The sequence below is a fragment of the Serratia sp. CY27727 genome, assembly GCF_052169275.1.
Classification (GTDB): domain Bacteria; phylum Pseudomonadota; class Gammaproteobacteria; order Enterobacterales; family Enterobacteriaceae; genus Serratia; species Serratia sarumanii.
Window position 1 is genome coordinate 19,996 of record NZ_JBJNLB010000017.1, and the last position, 23,463, is coordinate 43,458.

22 protein-coding genes and 1 tRNA gene are annotated in these 23,463 nt (G+C 61.3%); 18 read left to right on the forward strand and 5 right to left on the reverse strand.

Features of this window, described 5'->3' with window-relative positions; all coding sequences use genetic code 11:
* The first annotated feature begins 130 nt into the window (after positions 1 to 130).
* Positions 131 to 1,330, forward strand: a complete 1,200-nt coding sequence (gene mtnK / locus ACJ8HB_RS23945; protein WP_047569193.1) for an S-methyl-5-thioribose kinase — start codon at positions 131 to 133, stop codon at positions 1,328 to 1,330.
* A gap of 73 nt (positions 1,331 to 1,403) precedes the next feature.
* On the opposite strand, the gene ACJ8HB_RS23950 is transcribed toward mtnK, so the two are convergent.
* Together ACJ8HB_RS23950 and fadE are read right to left on the reverse strand one after the other, a co-directional pair.
* A complete protein-coding gene (locus tag ACJ8HB_RS23950; protein ID WP_004930217.1) occupies positions 1,404 to 1,556 on the reverse strand; it encodes a Hok/Gef family protein in 153 nt (50 codons plus the stop codon).
* Positions 1,557 to 1,840: 284 nt separating this feature from the next.
* The gene (gene fadE / locus ACJ8HB_RS23955; RefSeq protein WP_047569191.1) at positions 1,841 to 4,297 is read right to left on the reverse strand and encodes an acyl-CoA dehydrogenase FadE; all 2,457 of its coding nucleotides are present in this window, start codon (positions 4,295 to 4,297) and stop codon (positions 1,841 to 1,843) included.
* Positions 4,298 to 4,543: 246 nt separating this feature from the next.
* Here fadE and lpcA point away from each other — a divergent pair, with 246 nt between their 5' ends.
* Together lpcA and ACJ8HB_RS23965 are read left to right on the forward strand one after the other, a co-directional pair.
* Complete coding sequence (gene lpcA / locus ACJ8HB_RS23960; RefSeq protein WP_004930220.1) at positions 4,544 to 5,125, forward strand: D-sedoheptulose 7-phosphate isomerase; 582 nt, start codon at positions 4,544 to 4,546, stop codon at positions 5,123 to 5,125.
* Between the two features lie 97 nt (positions 5,126 to 5,222).
* A complete protein-coding gene (locus tag ACJ8HB_RS23965; RefSeq protein ID WP_019454310.1) occupies positions 5,223 to 6,026 on the forward strand; it encodes a class II glutamine amidotransferase in 804 nt (267 codons plus the stop codon).
* Here the strand turns inward: ACJ8HB_RS23965 and dpaA are convergent.
* Positions 5,961 to 6,731: a peptidoglycan meso-diaminopimelic acid protein amidase gene (gene dpaA / locus ACJ8HB_RS23970; RefSeq protein WP_033637205.1), complete on the reverse strand. Its 771-nt coding sequence runs from the start codon at positions 6,729 to 6,731 to the stop codon at positions 5,961 to 5,963. The two genes, ACJ8HB_RS23965 and dpaA, sit on opposite strands and share 66 nt — an antisense overlap.
* 552 nt (positions 6,732 to 7,283) lie before the next feature.
* Between dpaA and ACJ8HB_RS23975 the strand changes: the two genes are divergently transcribed.
* The 8 genes from ACJ8HB_RS23975 to nqrM are packed head-to-tail and all read left to right on the forward strand — an operon-like array spanning position 7,284 to position 14,393.
* Positions 7,284 to 8,633, forward strand: coding sequence for a Na(+)-translocating NADH-quinone reductase subunit A (locus ACJ8HB_RS23975; protein ID WP_033653339.1), 1,350 nt, complete (start codon positions 7,284 to 7,286; stop codon positions 8,631 to 8,633).
* Between the two features lie 3 nt (positions 8,634 to 8,636).
* Positions 8,637 to 9,878, forward strand: a complete 1,242-nt coding sequence (locus ACJ8HB_RS23980; RefSeq protein ID WP_033637208.1) for an NADH:ubiquinone reductase (Na(+)-transporting) subunit B — start codon at positions 8,637 to 8,639, stop codon at positions 9,876 to 9,878.
* Positions 9,868 to 10,662, forward strand: a complete 795-nt coding sequence (locus ACJ8HB_RS23985; RefSeq protein WP_015376731.1) for a Na(+)-translocating NADH-quinone reductase subunit C — start codon at positions 9,868 to 9,870, stop codon at positions 10,660 to 10,662. The genes ACJ8HB_RS23980 and ACJ8HB_RS23985 overlap by 11 nt, the downstream gene beginning before the upstream one ends.
* The gene (locus tag ACJ8HB_RS23990; protein WP_033653338.1) at positions 10,655 to 11,284 is read left to right on the forward strand and encodes an NADH:ubiquinone reductase (Na(+)-transporting) subunit D; all 630 of its coding nucleotides are present in this window, start codon (positions 10,655 to 10,657) and stop codon (positions 11,282 to 11,284) included. Before ACJ8HB_RS23985 ends, ACJ8HB_RS23990 begins: the two co-directional genes overlap by 8 nt.
* Positions 11,285 to 11,290: 6 nt before the next feature.
* On the forward strand, positions 11,291 to 11,887 hold the full coding sequence (nqrE, locus tag ACJ8HB_RS23995; RefSeq protein ID WP_004930235.1) for an NADH:ubiquinone reductase (Na(+)-transporting) subunit E: 597 nt from the start codon (positions 11,291 to 11,293) through the stop codon (positions 11,885 to 11,887).
* Positions 11,888 to 11,902: 15 nt separating this feature from the next.
* On the forward strand, positions 11,903 to 13,126 hold the full coding sequence (nqrF, locus tag ACJ8HB_RS24000; protein ID WP_039567058.1) for an NADH:ubiquinone reductase (Na(+)-transporting) subunit F: 1,224 nt from the start codon (positions 11,903 to 11,905) through the stop codon (positions 13,124 to 13,126).
* The gene (locus ACJ8HB_RS24005) at positions 13,127 to 14,158 is read left to right on the forward strand and encodes an FAD:protein FMN transferase (RefSeq protein WP_094860203.1); all 1,032 of its coding nucleotides are present in this window, start codon (positions 13,127 to 13,129) and stop codon (positions 14,156 to 14,158) included.
* Between the two features lie 7 nt (positions 14,159 to 14,165).
* Positions 14,166 to 14,393 (forward strand): (Na+)-NQR maturation NqrM, encoded by a 228-nt coding sequence (gene nqrM, locus ACJ8HB_RS24010; RefSeq protein ID WP_004930244.1) that lies wholly within the window; start codon positions 14,166 to 14,168, stop codon positions 14,391 to 14,393.
* Between the two features lie 32 nt (positions 14,394 to 14,425).
* Here the strand turns inward: nqrM and ACJ8HB_RS24015 are convergent, their stop codons facing one another.
* Entirely contained in the window at positions 14,426 to 15,322 is an 897-nt protein-coding gene (locus tag ACJ8HB_RS24015; protein ID WP_047569183.1) for a glycerophosphodiester phosphodiesterase family protein, read from the reverse strand.
* A gap of 183 nt (positions 15,323 to 15,505) precedes the next feature.
* Here ACJ8HB_RS24015 and dinB point away from each other — a divergent pair, with 183 nt between their 5' ends.
* Positions 15,506 to 16,567 carry a DNA polymerase IV gene (dinB, locus tag ACJ8HB_RS24020; protein WP_047569180.1) on the forward strand — a complete coding sequence of 354 codons (1,062 nt, stop codon included), beginning with the start codon at positions 15,506 to 15,508 and terminating at the stop codon, positions 16,565 to 16,567.
* A gap of 42 nt (positions 16,568 to 16,609) precedes the next feature.
* Here the strand turns inward: dinB and pepD are convergent, their stop codons facing one another.
* Positions 16,610 to 18,070: a beta-Ala-His dipeptidase gene (pepD, locus tag ACJ8HB_RS24025; RefSeq protein WP_047569178.1), complete on the reverse strand. Its 1,461-nt coding sequence runs from the start codon at positions 18,068 to 18,070 to the stop codon at positions 16,610 to 16,612.
* A gap of 339 nt (positions 18,071 to 18,409) precedes the next feature.
* Here pepD and gpt point away from each other — a divergent pair, with 339 nt between their 5' ends.
* The 6 genes from gpt to ACJ8HB_RS24055 all read left to right on the forward strand — a co-directional run bounded on the left by gpt (position 18,410) and on the right by ACJ8HB_RS24055 (position 23,457).
* Positions 18,410 to 18,868: a xanthine phosphoribosyltransferase gene (gene gpt / locus ACJ8HB_RS24030; protein ID WP_033637215.1), complete on the forward strand. Its 459-nt coding sequence runs from the start codon at positions 18,410 to 18,412 to the stop codon at positions 18,866 to 18,868.
* A gap of 141 nt (positions 18,869 to 19,009) precedes the next feature.
* Positions 19,010 to 20,257 carry an esterase FrsA gene (gene frsA, locus ACJ8HB_RS24035; RefSeq protein WP_033653332.1) on the forward strand — a complete coding sequence of 416 codons (1,248 nt, stop codon included), beginning with the start codon at positions 19,010 to 19,012 and terminating at the stop codon, positions 20,255 to 20,257.
* A 60-nt stretch (positions 20,258 to 20,317) separates the two neighbouring features.
* The gene (crl, locus tag ACJ8HB_RS24040; RefSeq protein WP_004930258.1) at positions 20,318 to 20,719 is read left to right on the forward strand and encodes a sigma factor-binding protein Crl; all 402 of its coding nucleotides are present in this window, start codon (positions 20,318 to 20,320) and stop codon (positions 20,717 to 20,719) included.
* 115 nt (positions 20,720 to 20,834) lie between these two features.
* On the forward strand, positions 20,835 to 21,938 hold the full coding sequence (gene proB / locus ACJ8HB_RS24045; RefSeq protein ID WP_033653331.1) for a glutamate 5-kinase: 1,104 nt from the start codon (positions 20,835 to 20,837) through the stop codon (positions 21,936 to 21,938).
* A 9-nt stretch (positions 21,939 to 21,947) separates the two neighbouring features.
* Positions 21,948 to 23,201, forward strand: coding sequence for a glutamate-5-semialdehyde dehydrogenase (proA, locus tag ACJ8HB_RS24050; protein WP_015376739.1), 1,254 nt, complete (start codon positions 21,948 to 21,950; stop codon positions 23,199 to 23,201).
* 180 nt (positions 23,202 to 23,381) lie between these two features.
* Positions 23,382 to 23,457, forward strand: a tRNA-Thr gene (locus ACJ8HB_RS24055).
* The last annotated feature ends 6 nt before the right edge of the window (positions 23,458 to 23,463 follow it).

Sequence of the window (23,463 nt, forward strand, 5' to 3'; positions counted from 1 at the left end):
GTTGCGTGGTTATTGCATCTGAAACGCTATTCTGCCAACATGACTTCCAGATGTATAGACGTCCAAATGCTTTTACGTCTAAATAAACAGAATCTCTGGGGTCAGTGAGAGAGAACAGAGGGGTTGGGGAATGTCGCTTTATCGTACGTTTACGGCTGCCGATGCCGTTGAATATGCCCGCCAATACGGGCAGGTGGCCGATCCGCAGGCGCTGGTGAGCGCCGACGAGATCGGTGACGGCAACCTGAACCTGGTGTTCAAGATCCGCGATCGCGAAGGCGTGAGCCGGGTGATCGTCAAACAGGCGCTGCCCTACGTGCGCTGCGTGGGCGAATCCTGGCCGCTGACGCTGGATCGGGCGCGCATCGAAGCGGAAACGCTGCGGGTTCACGGCGGTTTCTGCCCGCGGCATACGGTAAAAGTCTTGCATCACGATCCCGAATTGGCGGTAATGGTGCAGGAAGATCTCTCCGATCATCGCATCTGGCGCAGTGAGCTGGTGCAGGGCAACTATCACCCGCTGGCGGCCGGGCAGTTGGCGGAATACCTGGCGCAGACGCTGTTCCACACCTCCGATTTTTATCAGTCGGCGCAGCAGAAGAAAGCGGAAGTCAGACGTTTCACCAATCCCGAACTGTGCCAGATCACCGAAGACCTGTTCTTTACCGATCCCTATATCGACCATGAGCGCAATCAGTTCGAGGCGGCGCTGTTGCCGCAGGTGCAGGCGCTGCGTGAGGATGCGCCGCTGAAGCTGGCGGTCGCCGGCCTGAAACATCGCTTCCTCACCAAGGCAGAGGCGCTGTTGCACGGGGATATTCACAGCGGTTCGATCTTCGTGGCGGAAGGCCGGTTGAAAGCGATCGACGCCGAATTCGGCTTCTACGGCCCGATCGGTTTCGATATCGGTACTGCGTTAGGCAACCTGCTGCTCAACTATTGCGGGCTGCCGGGGCTGTTCGGGCCGCGCGACGCCGCCGCCGGGCGCGAGCAGCGCTTGCAGGATGTGCGCGAGCTGTGGCTGATCTTCGCCGATCGCTTTTTGACTTTGTGCCATCAGCAAAGCCGGGATGCGGCGCTGGCGACGCCGGGTTACGCCGAGCTGTTCCTGCAACAGGTCTGGGCCGATGCGGTCGGGTACTGCGGCACCGAACTGATTCGGCGCACCATCGGCCTGGCGCACGTCGCCGATCTGGACAGCATCGCCGACGCTGATATGCGCCTCGACTGTCAGCGCCATGCGCTGGGATTGGGGCGCACGCTGATTGTCAATGCGCCGCAGATCGAGCATATTGACGCGCTGTTGGCGCGCATTCGTCAGCAGGGCTGAAAAGGCGGGTGCTCGTGGATCTTGCCTGACACCATCAGCCAACGGGCGGGGCGAACCCCGCCGTTGGGTTGCCTTACCGTTCGGATTCGTAAGCCAAAGTGGCCGCAACCTCCGAGTCTCCCAGCCTGATGCGCAGTTCGCACAGCGAACCGCGGGTTAGCCAGATGAACGCGATCAGCGTCATACAGACGATCACCAGCTTAAGTACGACCCGTTTTTGCTGCATTTTTGACCTCCCTATCCTTGCCTTGCGGCGGGTAAGAGGCTAACCTGATGTTGCTAGGCATCAGAGTGGCCTCGGGTTGATAATATCGACTCGGGGCCTTTCTCTTTCTCTCCTTTGCCAAGGCTCCGGACAGAAAGATCCAGAGCACCCGCTGCGCAGTCTACTCGAACTTCCTTCCCGTGAAATCCGCTGCTGCGCCAACCTGCGGCGCGGTGCGCAGTTTGTCATGAAAGCAAAAGAAAAAGGGGCGATGATGATCGCCCCTTGGATGCGTGAAGTGAACGTTAAGCCGCTTCGGTTTGCTGTTGGCGCTTAGACTGCGCCGCCGGCTTTTCCGGCTTGGCGGCCGCCAGCGCATCCGGCGCAAAGTCGTCCACGTTGATGGAGCGCAGACGGCTCTCTTCGGCTTTCACCAGAATTTTCGCTTCGTCGGCGCTGATCTTGCCTTCTTCCAGCGCGCGCTCCGCCAAACGATCCAGACGGGTGAACGGCAGGTTTTTGCCGGCCGCCTTGCACAGACGCTCGTGAATCGGCTCGGCGGCCATCACGTCGGCCAGCGCCGCTTCCAGCAGGCCGATTGGGTTATGCTCGCTCGGCGTCAGGTACTGACCGCGCCCCAGACGGCTGCGGGTGGCGGAAGGCACCTGCAGGATCTTGGCCAACTGGTGATCCAGACGGTCGGACGGTGCGGTATGCACGCGGCCAAACGGGAAGACCACGAAGCGCAGCGCGCCGGCGATAAAGCGGTTCGGGAAGTTGCGCAGCAGGTCATCCAGCGCCTGTTCGGCTTTATGCAGGCTGTCTTGCACGCCCCAATGCACCAGCGGCAGATCTTCTTTCTGACGGCCTTCGTCGTCAAAGCGTTTCAGCACGGCGGAAGCCAAATACATCTGGCTGAGGATGTCCCCCAGACGAGCGGAGATGCGCTCGCGGCGCTTCAGGCTGCCGCCCAGCACGCCCATGGAAACGTCCGACAGCAACGCCAGGTTGGCGCTCAGGCGGTTCAACTGCTGATAGTAACGACGGGTCGCGTCCTTGGTCGGCGTGGCGCTGGTGCGGCCGTTGGTCAGGCCCAGCCAGAAGCTACGTACCTTGTTGCTGCCGACGTGGCCCAGATGGCCGAACAGCGATTTATCGAAGGCGTTCAGATCGTTGCTCTGCGCCGCCGCCATTTCATCCAGCACATAAGGATGGCAGCGGATCGCGCCCTGGCCGAAGATCATCATGGTGCGAGTCAGGATGTTCGCGCCTTCCACCGTAATGGCGATCGGTGCGCCCTGATAGGCGCGAGCCAGGAAGTTGGATTCGCCCAGCATGATGCCTTTACCGCCGGCGATGTCCATGGCGTCAACGATCGACTGCTGGCCGCGGTGCGTACAGTGGTATTTGACGATGGCCGACAGCACGGCCGGCTTCTCGCCCTGCACCAGCGCATAGGTGATCAGCGAAGCGGCGGCGTCCATCACATAGGTGTTGCCGGCGATGCGCGCCAACGGCTCTTCGATACCTTCCATCTTGCCGATGGAGATCTTGAACTGACGGCGAATGTGCGCGTAGGCACCGGTCGCCAGGGCGATGGATTTCAGGCTGCCGGTAGAGTTGGACGGCAGGGTGATGCCACGACCGACCGACAGACACTCAACCAGCATCCGCCAGCCCTGGCCGGCCATTTTCGGGCCGCCGATGATGTAATCGATCGGGACGAACACGTCGGTGCCGCGGGTCGGGCCGTTCTGGAACGGCACGTTCAGCGGGAAGTGGCGGTTGCCGATTTCCACGCCCGGCGTGCTGGTCGGGATCAGCGCGCAGGTGATGCCCGGGGATTCGTTGTCGCTCAGCAGGCGGTTCGGGTCATGCAGTTTGAACGCCAGGCCCAGTACGGTGGCGACCGGCGCCAGCGTGATGTAGCGCTTGTTCCAGGTCAGGCGCATGCCCAGCACCTGCTTGCCTTGCCAGTCGCCCATGCACACGGTGCCCACGTCCGGAATGGCGCCGGCATCGGAACCCGCTTCCGGGCTGGTCAGCGCGAAGCAAGGGATCTCGTCGCCGCGCGCCAGGCCCGGCAGATAGTGGTTTTTCTGTTCTTCGGTACCGTAGTGCTGCAGCAGTTCGCCCGGGCCGAGGGAATTCGGCACGCCGACGGTGATCGCCAGGATGCCGGAAACGCCGGCCAGTTTTTGCAGCACCATCGCCTGAGCGTAAGGGGAGAATTCCAGACCGCCGTACTCTTTCTTGATGATCATCGCGAAGAAACGGTGTTCTTTCAGGTACGCCCAGAGTTCAGGCGGCAGATCGGCCAGTTCGTGGGTGATCTGGAAGTCGTTGGCCATGCGGCAGGCTTCTTCCACCGGGCCGTCGATAAACGCCTGCTCTTCTTCCGTCAGGCGCGGTTTCGGGTAGCTGTGCAGCTTGTTCCAGTCCGGCGCGCCGCGGAACAGATCGCCTTCCCACCAAGTGGTGCCGGCGTCGATCGCTTCCTTCTCGGTGGTGGACATCGGCGGCATCACCTTGCGGAAGGCGCGCAGCGCCGGCGCGGAGAGCAGGGAACGGCGCACAGAGGAAAGGTTCAGCGGCAGCAGCACGATAGCCAGCGGCAGCAACAGCCAGAAGCTCCACAGGCCGATAGCGCCCATGGCGGCGGTGTACGCCACCAGGATCAGGCTGCTGAGGGTAAGGTTCACTCGGTGGTAGAACACCACGCCGAGGAGAGCCAGGAAAACGACGATACTAAGAACCATCATAAGAAGCTCCGAAGTAGTAAGAGGTCTGACCTGTTGTGTGTATGTAATAGGTTTTAGTACAAGGCAGAATTTTTATCAATGCGTTTACAGTTTAATTACAACTCAGGTCACAAACTGACAGCACCAATCATCAAAAACCTCTCCGCTTCCTTAACCGGCGCGCTGTTTGGCTGAGAATGCTTCTCGCTGTTTCCGCGATCCGGTACACTGCGGAGCGGAAGATTTGACGATAACAAGAGGTTCCTCATGTACCACGACCTTATTCGCAGTGAACTGAACGAAGCGGCTGATACCCTGGCGAAATTTATCAATGACGACGCCAACATCGACGCCATCCAACGCGCCGCGGTGCTGCTGGCGGATTCCTTCAAAGCCGGCGGTAAAGTGATTTCCTGCGGCAACGGCGGTTCCCATTGCGACGCGATGCACTTCGCCGAAGAGCTGACCGGCCGCTACCGTGAAAACCGCCCGGGCTACCCGGCGATTGCCATCTCGGACGTGAGCCACCTGTCCTGCGTCAGCAACGACTTCGGCTATGAGTACGTGTTCTCTCGCTATGTGGAAGCGGTAGGCCGCGAAGGCGACGTGCTGCTGGGCATTTCCACCTCCGGCAATTCCGGCAACATCATCAAGGCCATCGACGCGGCGCGCGCCAAGGGGATGAAAGTGATCACCCTGACCGGCAAGGACGGCGGCAAGATGGCAGGTTCCGCCGATGTGGAAATTCGCGTGCCGCACTTCGGCTACGCCGACCGCATTCAGGAAATCCACATTAAAGCGATTCACATCTTGATTCAGCTGATCGAAAAAGAGATGGTTAAGGCTTGATAGCCTTCGGGGAGCTGCGGCTCCCCATGAATAAGACGGCGGGCGCCGCATGCTGCGCCCGCACAGCCTGTGTCAGTGTGGTTAAGGAGTGCTGGCGATGTGTGAACTGCTCGGGATGAGCGCAAACGTACCGACCGATATCTGCTTCAGCTTTACCGGCCTGGTACAGCGCGGCGGCCGCACCGGGCCGCATAAGGATGGCTGGGGCATTACCTTCTATGAAGGGAACGGCTGCCGCACATTCAAGGATCCGCAGCCGAGCTTCAACTCGCCGATCGCCCGCCTGGTGCAGGACTATCCGATCAAGTCCTGCGCGGTGGTGTCCCATATTCGCCAGGCCAATCGCGGCGAGGTGGCGCTGGAAAACACCCACCCGTTCACCCGCGAACTGTGGGGCCGCAACTGGACCTACGCGCACAACGGCCAATTGAAAGGCTATCGTCAGCTGGATACCGGCACGTTTCGCCCGGTCGGCCAGACCGACAGCGAATACGCGTTCTGCTGGCTGCTGCATCAGCTGGCGCTGAAATACCCGCGCACCCCGAGCCAATGGCCGGCGGTTTTCCGCTATATCGGCCTGTTGGCGAGCCAGCTGCGCAAGAAGGGGGTGTTCAACATGCTGTTGTCGGACGGGCGCTTCGTGATGGCCTATTGTTCCACCAACCTGTATTGGATCACGCGCCGCGCGCCGTTCGGCAAGGCGACGCTGCTCGATCAGGACGTGGAAATCGATTTTCAGCAGCAGACCACACCGAACGATGTGGTCACGGTGATCGCCACCCAACCGCTGACCGCCAACGAAACCTGGCACAAGATTGAGCCAGGCGAGTTCGCGTTATTTCACTTCGGTGAGCGGCTTGTTCTGAGCGAAGGGATTGGTGTTGGGCGTCGGGCTGGCTGACGCGTACTGCGTCATCATGCCGCCGCTACTCATCAACGGTTGACCCAAGACGTACTGGCCATTGACCACGCCCATTGTCGGCGGCTGGTGGTTCTTCGCGAAGTAATCGTAGCCCGGCTTCAGCTGGCGCCAGAAGGCGATATAGCTGGATGACGCATGGCGCTTGAGGTTTTGCTCGGTCATGCGGAACGGGTAAATGCTGATGTTGACGCGGCTTTGGCCATAGGCGAAGGCGGCTTCGACGTAGCGATAGATCTCGTCCATATAGGTGTTGGTCATCGCGTAACAGCCAATCGATTTACATTCGCCGTGGATCATCAGATAAGCGCCGGAATAGCCCTGCGACTTATCGTAATCATTAGGGAAACCGATATTGATCGCCCGATAATACTTGCTGTCGGGTTTCAGATGGCGCGCGTCAACGCTATAAAAGCCTTCCGGACTTTTAAAGTCGCCTTCACGGCGTTTAGGACCCAGCCCGCCGGAGAAATTACAGATCGGGAACGTGTTGACCAGGCGGAATTCATTGCCCATTTTGGCATACAATTCCAGCTTGCGTTCCTCTTTGAAGATCTGAATATAGACCGGCGAACCCAATAATTGCTGTTTAACTACCGGCGCTTCGGGTACCTGCTCGCTGGCGCTGCAGGCCGTGATCATCGGCATAGAAACAAGCATCGCAAACAACAGCGCGATTTTGCTCATTATTATTCCTGCTTATATTTATTTGCCGGCGCAATGACGTTGGTCGGCATGCCACTGATATTGTTTTTACTGCTGCAAAACACCGCCAGATTACCAGCGCGTTTATTTTTAGCAATACGTGATATGTATAAAAAAACGACAAAGCTCGATAAAAGTGAAATGACCGGCAGATTTTAACGATAAGTAGTGAAAAACAGGCGAAATTTAATTGCGTTTGCTTGACCCAAGTCACGACGGAACGCAGAACAATGTTGCGAACAATGTTAATATTCCCCCTTCAATTTAACGCGCTGTGGCGATTGAAGCGGCAGGAGTTATGGCATATAACCCGGCCATTTTGATGGTTATTTGGCTACAGGCCGTTAACATATCGACCGTCGCGCTAACAACGGAAAGGGGGAATCAAGGGAATGCGCGTTACCCCAGTTTTTCACTGCGAGAAAGTTCATGTTGGGCGTGCCGCCATGCGCACTGCCCGGCAATCCTGGCATCGTCAGCACCCGCCTCTGGGGCCGGGCAGACGTGTAAACCAAACTACATCGTATAAATCCTATGATTAAGATCAGAAAAGGGTTAGATCTGCCGATAGCCGGAGCCCCGGTTCAGGCGATCCAAGACGGCCCGAACATTCAGCATGTTGCCCTGCTTGGGGAAGAGTATGTCGGAATGCGTCCCTCCATGCTGGTGCAGGAAGGCGATACCGTTAAGAAAGGCCAGGCGTTGTTCGAAGATAAGAAAAACCCCGGGGTTTTCTTCACGGCTCCCGCCAGCGGCCGCATCGCCGCGATTAACCGCGGCGAGCGGCGCGTATTGCAATCGGTGGTGATTGCGCTGGAAAACGGCGGCGATGACCAGCTCGAGTTTGCGCATTACCCGCTGGGTGAACTGGCCCAGCTGCCGCGCGAACAGGTCGAGAGCGAACTGATCGCCAGCGGCCTGTGGACCGCGCTGCGCACCCGTCCGTTCAGCAAAACGCCGAGCCCCGGCAGCGAACCGCGCGCCATTTTCGTCACCGCGATGGATACCCGGCCGTTGGCCGCCGATCCGCAGGTGATCATCGCCGAGCAGCAGGCGGCGTTCAACGCCGGGCTGGTGGTGTTGGCGCGCCTGACGGCAGGCAAGGTGCACGTATGCCACGCCGCCGGCGCCTCCGTTGGCCAGCAGAGCGGCCCGCAGATTGCCTACAGCGAATTCACCGGCCCGCATCCCGCCGGGCTGGTGGGCACCCACATTCACTTCCTCGAACCGGTCAGCCTGAAGAAAACCGTTTGGCACATCGGCTATCAGGACGTCATCGCCATCGGCACGCTGTTCACCACCGGTCAGCTCGATACCCGCCGGGTCGTGGCGCTGGCCGGGCCGCAGGTGGCGCAGCCGGCGCTGCTGCGCACCCGCCTGGGGGCCAGCCTCGATGAGCTGACCGCCGGCCGCCTGAAAAACGGCGAGAATCGGGTGATCTCTGGTTCGGTGCTGAACGGCATGCACGCCACCGGGCCGAACGCCTGGCTCGGCCGCTTCCACTCGCAGGTGTCGGTGCTGGAAGAAGGGCGCGACAAAGAGCTGTTCGGTTGGATCGTGCCTTCGCCGAACAAGTTCTCCATTACCCGCACCACGCTGGGCCACTTCCTGAAGAACAAACTGTTCGCCTTCTCGACCACCACTAACGGCGGCGAACGCGCCATGGTGCCGATCGGCAACTACGAGCGGGTGATGCCGCTGGATATTTTGCCGACGCTGCTGCTGCGCGATCTGCTGGCGGGCGACAGCGACAGCGCGCAGGCGCTGGGCTGTCTGGAGCTGGACGAGGAAGATCTGGCGCTGTGCACCTTCGTTTGCCCCGGCAAGTATGAGTACGCGCCGGTGCTGCGCGAGGTGCTGACCAAGATTGAGCAGGAAGGATAACCGATGGGCCTGAAGAATTATTTTGAGAAGATAGAGCATCACTTCACGCCGGGCGGCAAACTGGAAAAGTGGTACCCGCTGTATGAAGCGACTACCACGGTGTTTTACACCCCCGGCACGGTGACGCGCGGCGCTTCGCACGTGCGCGACGCCATCGATTTGAAACGCATGATGATCCTGGTGTGGCTGGCGGTGTTCCCGGCGATGTTCTGGGGCATGTACAACGTCGGCCAACAGGCGATCCCGGCGCTGCACCATCTGTACAGCGGCGACGAGCTGCAACAGGTGCTGGCGGGCGACTGGCATTATCGCCTGGCGCAGTGGCTCGGCGCCTCGCTGGCGGCCGACGCCGGCTGGGTCAGCAAGATGGTGCTGGGCGCCTGTTACTTCCTGCCGATCTACGCCGTGGTGTTTGTCGTCGGCGGTTTCTGGGAAGTGCTGTTCGCCATTATCCGCAAGCATGAGGTCAACGAAGGCTTCTTCGTCACCTCTATCCTGTTCGCGCTGATCGTGCCGCCGACCCTGCCGCTGTGGCAGGCCGCGCTGGGCATCACCTTCGGCGTGGTGGTGGCCAAAGAGATCTTCGGCGGCACCGGGCGCAACTTCCTCAACCCGGCGTTGGCCGGCCGCGCCTTCCTGTTCTTCGCCTACCCGGCGCAGATCTCCGGCGATCTGGTGTGGACTTCCGCGGACGGTTTCTCCGGCGCGACGCCGCTGGCGCAGTGGAGCGCAGGCGGGGCGCACAGCCTGAGCAACGTGGCTACCGGCCAGTCCATCAGCTGGATGGACGCCTTCCTCGGCAACATTCCCGGCTCCGTCGGTGAAGTCTCCACGCTGATGATCCTGATCGGCGGAGCGATTATCCTGTTCGGCCGCGTGGCCTCCTGGCGCATCGTCGCCGGCGTGATGCTCGGCATGGTGGCTTCCGCCCTGTTGTTCAACGCCATCGGTTCCGATACCAACCCGATGTTCGCCATGCCGTGGTACTGGCATCTGGTGCTGGGCGGTTTCGCCTTTGGCATGATCTTTATGGCGACCGACCCGGTTTCCGCCTCCTTCACCAACAAGGGGAAATGGTGGTACGGCATTCTGATCGGCGTGATGTGCGTGCTGATCCGGGTGGTCAACCCCGCCTATCCGGAAGGCATGATGCTGGCGATCCTGTTCGCCAACCTGTTCGCACCGCTGTTCGATTATCTGGTGGTGCAGGCCAACATCAAGCGGAGAAAAGCCCGTGGCGAATGAAGCGAAAAACGACGGCATCGGTAAAACGCTGCTGGTAGTGCTGCTGCTGTGTCTGGTGTGTTCAGTGGTGGTGGCGGGCTCCGCCGTCGGCCTGAAGTCCAAACAGCAGGAGCAAAAGCTGCTCGACAAGCAGCGCAATATTCTCGATGTAGCCGGCCTGTTGCAGCCGAAAATGGAGAGCGAACAGGTCAAGCGCCTGTACAGCGAGCGCATCGAACCGCGCCTGGTGGATCTGAACAGCGGCGAGTTTGTCGCCGGCAAGGCGGCGGCGTTCGATCTGGGCGCCGCACTGCGCGACGACGCCAAAAGCGTGGCGCTGGCGGCGGGCGACGATCCGGCCGGCATCAAGCGCCGCAGCAACCAGGCGGAAATCTACCTGGTGCGCGACGAAAGCGGCCAGGTGAACAAGATTGTGCTGCCGGTATACGGCACCGGTCTGTGGTCGATGATGTACGCCTTCGTGGCGTTGGATAACGACGGCAACACGGTCAAGGGCATCACCTACTACGACCAGGGGGAAACCCCGGGGCTGGGCGGCGAGGTCGAGAACCCGTCCTGGCGCCAGCAGTGGGTCGGCAAACAGCTGTTCGACGACAACGGCCAGCCGGCGATCCGCGTGGTGAAAGGCGGCGCGCGTCAGGGGGATGTGCATGGGGTGGACGGCCTGTCCGGCGCTACGCTGACCTCCAACGGCGTGCAGCATACGTTTGATTTCTGGTTGGGCGAGCACGGCTTCGGCCCGTTCCTGAAAAAAGTTCGTGAAGGAGCGCTGAAAAATGGCTGATTCCAAAGAGATAAAGCGGGTCCTGCTGGGGCCGCTGTTCGACAATAACCCGATCGCCCTGCAGGTGTTGGGCGTCTGTTCTGCGTTGGCGGTGACCACCAAGCTGGAGACGGCGGTGGTGATGACCATTGCGGTGACGCTGGTCACGGCGTTCTCCAGCTTCTTCATCTCGCTGATCCGTCACCATATTCCCAACAGCGTGCGCATTATCGTGCAGATGGCGATCATCGCCTCGCTGGTGATCGTGGTCGATCAGCTGCTGCGCGCCTACGCGTTCGAGATCTCCAAGCAGCTGTCGGTGTTCGTAGGCCTCATCATCACCAACTGTATCGTGATGGGGCGCGCCGAGGCTTACGCCATGAAGTCGCCGCCGATCGAGAGCTTTATGGACGGCATCGGCAACGGGCTGGGCTACGGGGTGATCCTGGTGCTGGTCGGTTTCCTGCGCGAGCTGATTGGTTCCGGCAAGCTGTTCGGCGTCCCGGTGCTGGAAACGGTGCAGAACGGCGGCTGGTTCCAGCCGAACGGCCTGTTCCTGCTGGCGCCGAGCGCGTTCTTCATCATCGGCCTGCTGATCTGGGTGCTGCGCACCCTGAAGCCGGCGCAGATCGAAAAGGAGTAAAGGCCGATGGAACACTATATCAGCCTGTTTGTGCGCGCGGTGTTCGTCGAGAACATGGCGCTGGCGTTCTTCCTCGGGATGTGTACCTTCCTGGCGGTCTCGAAGAAGGTCTCGACCGCCTTTGGCCTGGGCATCGCGGTGACCATCGTGCTCGGCATTTCGGTGCCGGTGAACAACCTGGTCTACAACCTGATCCTGCGCGACGGCGCGCTGGTGGAAGGCGTCGATCTGAGCTTCCTCAACTTCATCACCTTTATCGGCGTGATCGCGGCGCTGGTGCAGATTTTGGAGATGATCCTCGATCGCTTCTTCCCGTCGCTGTATAACGCGCTCGGCATCTTCCTGCCGCTCATCACCGTGAACTGCGCCATCTTCGGCGGCGTGTCCTTCATGGTGCAGCGCGACTACAACTTCGCCGAATCGGTGGTGTACGGCTTCGGCTCCGGCACCGGCTGGATGCTGGCGATCGTCGCCATGGCGGGGATCCGCGAGAAACTCAAGTATGCCAACGTGCCGGCGGGGCTGCGCGGCCTGGGCATTACCTTTATCACCACCGGACTGATGGCGCTGGGCTTCATGTCCTTCTCCGGTGTTCAGTTGTAAAGGCGGGAAGAATTTATGGAAATTATTTTAGGCGTAGCAATGTTCACCACCATCGTGATGGTGCTGGTGTTGCTGATCCTGTTCGCCAAATCGAAGCTGGTGAACACCGGCGACATCGCGGTGGAGATCAACGGCGATCTGGATAAGAGCTTCCATGCGCCGGCGGGCGACAAGCTGCTCAACGTGCTCTCCAGCCAGGGGATCTTCGTCTCCTCGGCCTGCGGCGGCGGCGGTTCCTGCGGCCAGTGCCGGGTGGTGATCAAAGAGGGCGGCGGCGATATCCTGCCGACCGAGCTCTCGCACATCAACAAGCGCGAAGCGAAAGAGGGTTGCCGCCTGGCGTGCCAGGTGAACGTGAAGCAGAACCTGAAGATCGAGCTGCCGGAAGAGATCTTCGGCGTGAAGAAATGGGAGTGCGAGGTTATCTCCAACGATAACAAAGCCACCTTTATCAAAGAGCTGAAGCTGAAGATCCCGGATGGCGAAGACGTGCCGTTCCGCGCGGGCGGCTTCATCCAGATCGAAGCGCCGGCGCACGACATCAGCTACGCCGACTTCGACGTGCCGCAGGAGTATCGCGGCGACTGGGACAAGTTCAACCTGTTCCGCTACCGCTCGACGGTGAACGACACCACGGTGCGCGCCTACTCGATGGCCAACTACCCGGAAGAGAAGGGCATCATCATGCTCAACGTGCGTATCGCCACGCCGCCGCCGAACAACCCGGACGTGCCGCCGGGCATCATGTCTTCCTATATCTGGTCGCTGAAGCCGGGTGACAAGGTGACCATCTCCGGGCCGTTCGGCGAATTCTTCGCCAAGGAGACCGACGCCGAAATGATCTTCATCGGCGGCGGCGCGGGCATGGCGCCGATGCGTTCTCACATCTTCGATCAGCTCAAACGCCTGAACTCGAAGCGCAAGATCACTTTCTGGTACGGCGCGCGTTCGCTGCGCGAGATGTTCTATGAAGACGACTTCAACCAGCTGCAGGCGGAGAACGACAACTTCACCTGGCACGTGGCGCTGTCGGATCCGCAGCCGGAAGATAACTGGACCGGCTACACCGGCTTTATCCATAATGTTCTGCTGGAGAACTATCTGAGGAATCACCCGGCGCCGGAGGACTGCGAGTTTTACATGTGCGGGCCGCCGATGATGAACGCCGCGGTGATCAAGATGCTCAAAGATCTGGGCGTCGAAGACGAGAACATCATGCTGGATGACTTTGGTGGCTAAATGCGCGCATTGGCGATGAAGAACTGGCTGACGGGCGTGGCGCTGAGCGCCACCCTGCTGCTGACCGGCTGCGGGCCGGAACAGGTGGATCTGACGGGTAAAACCATGGGCACCTCGTATTCGATCCGTTACGTGGCCGGCGACGATACGCCGTCGGCGCGCGAGATGCAGGCGGAGATCGACAAACGGCTGGAACAGGTGAACGACCAGATGTCCACCTACCGGCCGGACTCCGAGCTGAGCCGCTTCAACGCCAGCCGCGATATTGACCGGCCGTTCCCGGTTTCGCCGGCGACCGCCAAGGTGGTGCGCGAAGCGCTGCGCATCAACCGCGTGACCGATGGCGCGCTGGACGTGACCGTCGGGCCGCTGGTCAACCTGTGGGGCTTCGGCCCGGAAGGGCGGCCGGATAAAGTGCCGAGCGAGACGGAGCTGGCGCACCGCCGCGCCTGGACCGGCGCCGAAAAACTGTCGGTGCAGGGCAGCGCGCTGGTGAAAAGCATCCCCGAGCTGTATGTCGACCTGTCGTCGATCGCCAAAGGGTACGGCGTGGACGTGGTGGCGGAGTATCTGCAATCGCAACACGTGAAAGACTACATGGTGGATATCGGCGGCGAAGTCCGCACCCGCGGGCGCAATGGCGAGCAAAAGCCGTGGCGCATCGCCATCGAGCGCCCGACCGCCGGTACGCAGCAGCAGGCGCAGCTGGTGATCCAGCCGGGGGAGATGTCGATCGCCACCTCGGGTGACTATCGCAACTACTTCGAGCAGGACGGGGTGCGCTATTCGCATACCATCGATCCGATCACCGGCCGGCCGATCAACCACCGTTTGGTGTCGATCACCGTGCTGAGCCCGGCCTGCATGACCGCCGACGGCCTGTCCACCGGCCTGAACGTTATGGGGCCGGAGCGCGGCATGGCGTTGGCCAATCTGCTCGGTATTCCGGTGTTCATGATCGTGAAAACCGCCGACGGGTTTGAGGAGCGCTATTCCGACGCGTTCAAACCCTATATGAAAAAGCGTTCGTGAGGTTGCTATGTTGACGGTATTCGCCGCCACCTTCGTGTTGTTCCTGCTGATCGTCGGCGGGATGTCGTTGGGTTACGTGTTCAAACGCAAAAGCCTGCAGGGCAGCTGCGGCGGCATCACCGCATTGGGGATGGAGAAAGTTTGCGACTGCCCGGAGCCTTGCGATGCGCGCAAAAAGCGCGAAGCCAAAGCGGCACAGCGGCGCGAGCAGCTGGACAAGCACCGCATTCTGTAGCTGTAGCGAAAACCCGGCCTTGGCCGGGTTTTTTACTTCGCCTTGCGGAAGCTTTTTGCCTCGGCCGGTGAGTTGACCATCACGCCGTCGGCGCCCAGCGCCAACGCCTGCTGATAATCCTGCGGCGAGTTGACGCCGAACAGGATGATGTGCGCCGGGCCCTGCGAGCGGAAACAGTCCATCGACTCTTTATCCCAGGTGAGAAATGCCTTCGAACGTCCTTCGCCGAGGGTATATTTCTCCACCACTTCCACCTCGCGCTTCAGCTCCAGCCCGTACCAGCGCGGCTGGCGGTTGTCCGGTTTGACATCGCACTGGTGCGCCATGGTGACGTTGGCCAGCAGCGTGCGGGTCTCGTCGCGGCTTTCGAAGCGCGGGATGGTCGGCGGCAGCGCCTGCAGGTATTTGGCGTCGGTAGAGTAGACGCGGATGCGGTTCAGGCTGTCGGTGCTTTCCAGCGTCGCCAGCAGCGCCCGGCCAAACTGCGCCGGATCGGCGTCCGGGGATTTGATGTCCAGATAGAAAGTCACGCGCGGGAAGGCCTTCAACACCTCATCCAGCCGCGGAATGCCGATGCTCTGGCCGCGGAACGGGTGCGCATCCCCCTTGGCGAAAGCCCAGCCGGCGTCGGTCTCGGCCAGCTGCGCGGCGGTATAGGTAGAGACCGGGCCCTGTCGGTTGGTCAACGTTTTCAGATCCGAAGGGCGATACAGCACGATGACGCCGTCTTTGGATTCTTGCAGGGTGATCCAGATGGCGTCGGCGCCGTTTTTCAACGCGGTTTCGATGGCGATGCGGGTGTTTTCCGGCGCATCGGCGGTGCCGCCGCGGTGGGCGACGATCGCCGGCGCGTGACCGGCGACGGCGCTGGCCGCCAGCGCGCTCAGCGACAGCGCGGAAGCCAGCAGCAAATGAGAAAATCTGATCATGTAGGGTACCTTTTCGTTGTCGTTGTGGTGAGCCGCACGGGATGGCGGAAATCATACTATTGAAAAATTAAGCTTTTTTAACAACGCGGAAATATCTGGCGGAAACGGCGCTTTCGTCGAACCCTGCGGCCTTGAGCTTTCGGTATCTGACTGTATACTTATACAGTGTTACTGGAGGGTGCGATGCGTAAAATCATTCATGTCGATATGGACTGTTTCTTCGCGGCGGTGGAAATGCGCGACGATCCCAGCCTGCGCGATATCCCGCTGGCGATTGGCGGCAGCGCCAATCGGCGCGGGGTGATCAGCACCGCCAACTACCCGGCGCGGCGCTACGGCGTGCACAGCGCCATGTCGACGGCGATGGCGCTCAAGCTGTGCCCGCACCTCACCCTGCTGCCGGGGCGCATAGCGGCTTACAAAGAGGCCTCGCTGCACATCCGTGAAATCTTCGCTCGCTATACGCCGCTCATCGAGCCGCTGTCGCTCGATGAAGCCTACCTCGACGTGACCGACAGCCCGCAATGCAACGGTTCGGCGACGCTGATCGCCCTGGAGATCCGCCAGGCGATCGCCGACGAGCTGAACCTCACCGCGTCGGCCGGCGTCGCGCCAATCAAGTTTCTCGCCAAAATCGCCTCCGAGATGAACAAGCCGAACGGGCAGTACGTGATCACGCCGGCGCAGGTGCCGGCGTTTTTGCAGCAGCTGCCGCTCAGCAAGATCCCCGGCGTCGGCAAGGTGACCGCCAAGCGCTTGGAAGAGGTGGGGCTTATCACCTGCGCCGACGTGCAGCAATACGATTTGGCGCAGCTGCTCAAGCGCTTCGGCAAGTTCGGCCGGGTGCTGTGGGAGCGGTGTCAGGGCATCGATCGGCGCGAAATCTCTCCTGAGCGGCTGCGCAAATCGGTGGGGGTGGAGCGCACGCTGGCGGAAGACATTCACGACTGGGAAGATTGCGAAACGCTGATTATCGACAAACTCTACCCCGAGCTGGAGATGCGGCTGCGCAAGGTGAAGCCGGATCTGCACATCGCCCGGCAGGGCGTGAAGCTGAAGTTTCAGGATTTTCAGCAAACCACCCAGGAGCACGTGTTCCCGGTGCTGAACCGGCAGGATTTGCTGGAGGTGGCGCGGCAGGCGTGGCGCGAGCGGCGCGAAGGGCGCGGCGTGCGGCTGGTGGGGCTGCACGTGACGCTGCTCGATCCGCAGCTGGAGCGGCAGCTGGCGCTGCCTTGGGAATAAAAAAGCCGGCAAGTCGCCGGCTTTTTGCGTTAAGCGCGCGGCTTATGCGCGCTCAGGGATCGCTTTCAGCAGCGAGGTCAGCAGCTTCCAGTACAGACCGACGCTTTCGATATGCACCTGCTCATCCGGCGAGTGCGGGCCGGTGATGGTTGGCCCGATCGATACCATGTCCATGTTTGGATACGGCTTTTTGAACAGACCGCATTCCAGGCCGGCGTGGATCACCATGATGTTCGGCGTCTTGTCGAACAGCTCCTGATACAGCTCGCGCACCAGGTGCATCACCGGCGAGTCGGCGTCCGGCTGCCAGCCTGGGTAGCCGCCCTTCGGCGCCACCTTGGCGCCGGCCAGCTGGCCCAGCGCGGTCAGCATCTCGACCACGTAGTCTTTGCCGCTGTCGATCAGCGAGCGGATCAGGCAGATGATTTCCGCTTCGTTTTCGCTGGTGGTGACCACACCGACGTTCAGCGAGGTTTCCACCACGCCTTTTACCGCGTCGCTCATGCGGATCACGCCGTTCGGCGTGCCGTTCAGCAGCGCCAGGAAGCGCTGCTGGCTGTCGGCGCTCAGCGCCTGCGAAGCGCTGGTGGTCGGCTCCAGCAGCACGGTGATGTTCTTCTCTTTGGCGGAGAGTTCGTTCTGCAGCACCGTCAGGAACTCCTGGCTCAGCGCTTTCAGCACGTCGGCCTTGTCCGCCGGCACCGCAACCACCGCAGAGGCTTCACGCGGGATGGCGTTGCGCAGGGTGCCGCCGTTCAGATCCAGCACGCGCAGGTTCAGCGCCGCCGCATGGGCGAACAGGAAGCGCGCCAGCAGCTTGTTGGCGTTGCCCAGACCGACGTGGATCTCGGCGCCGGAGTGGCCGCCTTTCAGGCCCTTGAGGGTCAGCTTCAGGGTTTGATAACCGGCCGGCACCGCTTCGCGCTGCAGCGGCAGGGTAGTGATGAAGTCGATACCGCCGGCGCAACCCATGTAGATTTCGCCTTCTTCTTCGGAGTCGGTATTGATCAGGATATCCGCCTGCAGCCAGTTCGGCTGCAGCCCGAAGGCGCCGTCCATGCCGGCCTCTTCGGTCATGGTCAGCAGCACTTCCAGCGGGCCGTGCTCAACGCTGTCGTCGGCCAGCACCGCCAGGGCAGAGGCCATGCCGATGCCGTTGTCGGCGCCCAGCGTGGTGCCGCGCGCTTTCACCCACTCGCCGGCGATATAAGGCTGGATCGGATCCTTGGCAAAGTCGTGCACGGTGTCGTTATTCTTTTGCGGCACCATGTCCAGGTGCGCCTGCAGCGCGACCGGCTTGCGATTTTCCATGCCTTTGGTGGCCGGCTTGCGCAGCAGGATATTGCCGACCCGATCGCGCTCGGCGTGCAGGTTCTTTTCTTTGGCCCAGGTGAGGATGTGCTGCGCCAGCGCTTCTTCATGATAAGAAGGGTGCGGGATAGAACAGATCTTGGCGAAAATATCCCACAGCGGCTGTGGCGAAAGCTGAGACAATTCAGACACTATAAGTCTCCTGTGACGGCAGGCTCCGACAGGACGGGCGTGCCGCGCGGTTAAGGTGAGCGGGTATCTGTGCGTCGTGGCACGATCACCAGAGAATATCACTTTATTTCCGGCGGTGCGCGCACCGTATTGTGCGGTTTAAGCGCTTGATCACACGGCTTCGCTGCGGGAACGTTCGCTTTTTCAGCATCAATCACCGAAAAGCCGCACGTCGGAAATCGCGAGGTTTTCCTCGGTACAACTGGAATTCAACGCGGCCAGTCTCTATAATCTCGCGCAACCTTTTTTCCCCTGAACTATAAAGTAAGCCGCTTCACCAGCCGGCTGGGACACGATTCTATGAGCGAAAAATACGTTGTTACCTGGGATATGCTGCAAATGCACGCACGCAAGCTGGCGCACCGCCTGCTGCCTGCCGACAAATGGACGGGCATCATTGCCGTAAGCCGCGGCGGCCTGGTGCCGGCGGCTCTGCTGGCGCGCGAACTGGGCATCCGTCATGTGGATACCGTCTGCATTTCCAGCTACGACCATGACAACCAACGCGAAATGAAAGTGCTCAAGCGCGCCGAAGGCGACGGTGAAGGCTTCATCGTGGTGGATGATTTGGTGGATACCGGCGGCACCGCGAAAGCGATCCGCGATATGTACCCGAAAGCGCATTTCGTCACCATCTTCGCCAAACCGGCGGGCCGTCCGCTGGTGGACGACTACGTGGTCGACATCCCGCAGGACACCTGGATCGAACAGCCGTGGGATATGGGCGTCAGCTTCGTTCCACCGATCGGCGGCCGCTAAGCCCAGCCAGTTCCAAGCAAACGCCCGGTTATGCCGGGCGTTTGCGTTATTTTGGTTTATCCCGCCAGAGTTAGGTACACTACCTCCAGTTAAGTAGGCCTTTTGCGGCCTATCGCCAGATTTACGGAGGCTGTTGTTACCATGGCACAGGCCAACCTTTCTGAAATTCTTTTCAAGCCCAAATTCAAACACCCTGAAACCTCGACGCTGGTGCTGCGCGCGCGCAACAAAGTGAGCGCCGCCATGCATTCCGCATTGGAAGGCGACACCACCGGCAGCTGGTACCGCATGCTGAATCCGCTGCTGTGGGCCTGGCGTGGCGTCAGCCCGATCGAAATCCACGAAGTGCTGGCGCGCATCGCCGCCTCCGACGCCGAACGCAGCAATCCGCAGCGGCTGGATACCGTGGTGGGCTACCGCAACGGCAACTGGATCTACGAGTGGATCCATCAGGGCATGCAGTGGCAGCAGCGGGCGACGGAGCAGCAGGATCCGCTGCTCGGCGGCCAATACTGGCTGAAGGCCGCGAGCCTGTACAGCATCGCCGGTTACCCGCACCTGAAGGGCGACGAGCTGGCCGAACAGGCGGAGATGCTCGCCAACCGCGCGTACGAAGAGGCGGCGCTACTGCTGCCGTATCAGTTGAAAGAGCTGGAGTTCCGCATCGAGGGCGGCGCCAGCGTCACCGGCTTCCTGCACATGCCGGAGAAGGGCGAAGCGCCGTTCCCGACGGTGCTGATGTGCGGCAGCCTCGATACGCTGCAGACCGACTATCATCGCCTGTTCCGCGACTACCTGGCGCCGCACGGCATCGCCATGCTGACGCTCGACATGCCGTCGATCGGCTCCTCCTGCAAATGGAAGCTGACGCAGGATTCCAGCTACCTGCACCAGCAGGTGCTGATCCAGCTGGCCTCGGTGCCGTGGGTGGATCATCAGCGGGTGAGCGCCTTCGGCTTCCGCTTCGGCGCCAACGTGGCGGTGCGGCTGGCCTACCTGGAGCCGCAGCGGCTGCGCGGCGTAGCCTGCCTGGGGCCGGTGGTGCATCGCCTGCTGTGCGACAGCAGCACCCAGTTGAACGTACCGGACATGTATATGGACGTGCTGGCCAGCCGCATGGGCATGGCCAACGCCTCGGACAACGTGCTGAAGGTGGAGCTGAACAGCTACTCGCTGAAAATGCAGGGGCTGCTGGGGCGCCGTTGCCCGACGCCGATGATCTCCGGCTACTGGGAGCGCGATACGCTCAGCCCGAAAGAGGAGTCGCAGCTGATCGTCACCTCCTCGGTGAGCGGCAAGCTGGTCGCCATCCCGCGCACCCCGGTTTACGACAGTTTCCACCGGGCGCTGCTGCAAATGTCCGGCTGGCTGAAGGACAAAATGCGTTAATTAGTTGCTAAATTTTAACAGTTTGTTAAAAAGAGTGGTCTACATTGAGGAGGTTAGAGAATGACGTTACCGAGTGGTCACCCTAAAAGCCGACTAATGAAACGTTTTGCCAGCTTGGGGCCGTACCTGCGTGAAGGGCAATGTGAAAACGACCGTTTTTTCTTTGATTGTTTGGCCGTCTGCGTCAATGTAAAGCCCGCTCCGGAGAAGCGCGAGTTCTGGGGCTGGTGGATGGAGCTGCAGGCGGAAGAGGCGCGCTTCACCTATTCGTACCAATTCGGCCTGTTCGACAAAGAAGGCGACTGGACGGCGCAAAACATTAAGGATGATGAAGTGAACGCCAAGCTGGAAGACACCCTGCGCGACTTCCATCGCCGCCTGGGCGAGCTGCTGGCGACCATGGAACTGGGGCTGGAACCCGCCGACGATTTCAAAGAAAAACTGATCAAACTCTCCGCCTGACCCCGTTTGACCACGTATTGTGCTGATTTCGCGTTGTGCCTGTTGGCATAACGCGTCTCTCCTGTTACAAAGACCTTGCACTCTTCTTCTCATCATTACACACGGCAGAAATACTATGAACGGCAGCCAGACATTGGTTGTGAAATTGGGCACCAGCGTGTTGACCGGCGGATCGCTGCGTCTGAACCGCGCCCACATCGTCGAATTGGTGCGCCAGTGCGCGCAGCAACACGCCGCGGGCCACCGCATCGTCATCGTCACCTCCGGCGCCATCGCCGCCGGGCGCGAACACCTGGGCTACCCCGAGCTGCCCGCCACTATCGCTTCCAAGCAGCTGCTGGCGGCGGTGGGGCAGAGCCGGCTGATCCAGCTGTGGGAACAGCTGTTTTCCATTTACGGCATCCACGTCGGGCAGATGCTGCTGACGCGCGCCGATCTGGAAGACCGCGAGCGCTTCCTCAACGCGCGCGACACCATGACGGCGCTGCTGGACAACCGCATCGTGCCGGTAATCAATGAGAACGACGCCGTCGCCACCGCCGAAATCAAGGTGGGCGACAACGATAACCTGTCGGCGCTGGCGGCCATTCTGGCCGGGGCCGACAAACTGCTGCTGCTGACCGATCAGCAGGGCCTCTACACCGCCGATCCGCGCAACAACCCGCAGGCCGAACTGATCCGTGAAGTGCACGGCATCGATGACGCGCTGCGCGCCATCGCCGGCGACAGCGTCTCCGGCCTGGGCACAGGCGGCATGGGCACCAAGCTGCAGGCGGCCGACGTGGCCTGCCGCGCCGGCATCGACGTGGTGATCGCCGCGGGCAGCAAACTGGGCGTGGTGGCGGACGTGATCGAAGGCAAACCGGTGGGCACCCGTTTCCACGCGCTGGAAACCCCGCTGGAAAACCGCAAACGCTGGATCTTCGGCGCGCCGCCGGCCGGCGAGATCACCGTCGACGACGGCGCGGTGGAAGCGATGATGGCGCGCGGCAGCTCGCTGCTGCCGAAGGGTATCCGCGACGTGAAGGGCGACTTCTCGCGCGGCGAAGTGATCCGCATCCGCAACCTGGCGGGGCGCGATCTGGCGCACGGCGTCAGCCGCTACAACAGCGACGCGATGCGCATGATCGCCGGGCACCACTCGCAGGAAATCAGCGAAATCCTCGGTTATGAATACGGTCCGGTGGCAGTGCACCGCGACGATATGATTGTCAGTTAAGGAGTGAGCATGCTGGAGCAGATGGGGAAGGCCGCCAAGCAGGCCTCCTGGCAGCTGGCGGTGCTGAGCACGGCGAAGAAGAATCAGGTGCTGTCGGTGATGGCCGACAGGCTGGAGGCCAACAGCGAAGCGATCCTGTTGGCGAACGAACAAGACATGGCGCAGGCGCGCGCCACCGGCATGAGCGAAGCGCTGCTCGATCGCCTGCTGCTGACCCCGGCGCGGCTGGCGGCGATCGCCAACGACGTGCGCCAGGTGTGCCGCCTGAACGATCCGGTCGGTCACGTGCTGGACGGCAACCTGCTGGACAGCGGGCTGAAGCTGGAGCGCCGCCGGGTGCCGCTCGGCGTGATCGGCGTGATTTACGAGGCGCGGCCGAACGTCACCATCGACGTCGCCAGCCTGTGCCTGAAAACCGGCAACGCGGTGATCCTGCGCGGCGGTAAAGAGACGCATAACACCAACCAGGCGACGGTGAAAGTGATCCAGCAGGCGCTGGAACAGTGCGGCCTGCCGGCGGCGGCGGTACAGGCGATCGACAGCCCGGATCGCGCGCTGGTGAACGAGCTGCTGCGCCTGGATCGCTATGTCGACATGCTGATCCCGCGCGGTGGCGCCGGCCTGCACAAGCTGTGCCGCGAGCAATCGACCATCCCGGTGATCACCGGCGGCATCGGCGTGTGCCACACCTACGTGGATGCCGACGTCGATTTCGACAAGGCGCTGACGGTGATTGAAAACGCCAAGATCCAGCGCCCGAGCGCCTGTAACTCGCTGGAAACGCTGCTGGTGAACCGCAGCATCGCCGCCGAGTTCCTGCCGGCGCTGAGCGCCAAAATGGCGGCGGCGGGCGTGACGCTGCACGCGGCGGAAAACGCGCTGCCGCTGCTGCAGGGCGGCCCGGCGACGGTGGTGCCGGTGAACGCGGAGGATTACGACGACGAATGGCTGTCGCTGGATCTGAACGTGTTGCTGGTGGACGATATCGATCAGGCCATCGACCACATCCGCACCCACGGCACCAACCACTCCGACGCGATCCTCACCCGTTCGCTGAGCAGCGCCGAGCACTTCGTGCGCGCGGTGGACTCTTCGGCGGTGTACGTCAACGCCAGCACCCGCTTCACCGACGGCGGCCAGTTCGGCCTGGGCGCGGAAGTGGCGGTGAGCACCCAGAAACTGCACGCCCGCGGCCCGATGGGCCTGGACGCGCTGACCACCTACAAGTGGATTGGCTACGGCGACGATCTGGTGCGCAGCTAAGGCCGGATTGCGGTCATAAAGACGTCAGGGCGCAGCGTGCTGCGCCCTGAGTGTTTTTGGGGGCACGGCAGTATCACTGCTTGCAAAACAACCAAACGCCCCGGCGGCTATTGACTCATTTCGCGCGCAGGTCTACCTTGTTCAACGCACTTCCGGCTTGCCCCGCAGGCCCGGTTCGATGCCGATATAGCTCAGTTGGTAGAGCAGCGCATTCGTAATGCGAAGGTCGTAGGTTCGACTCCTATTATCGGCACCATCCTTT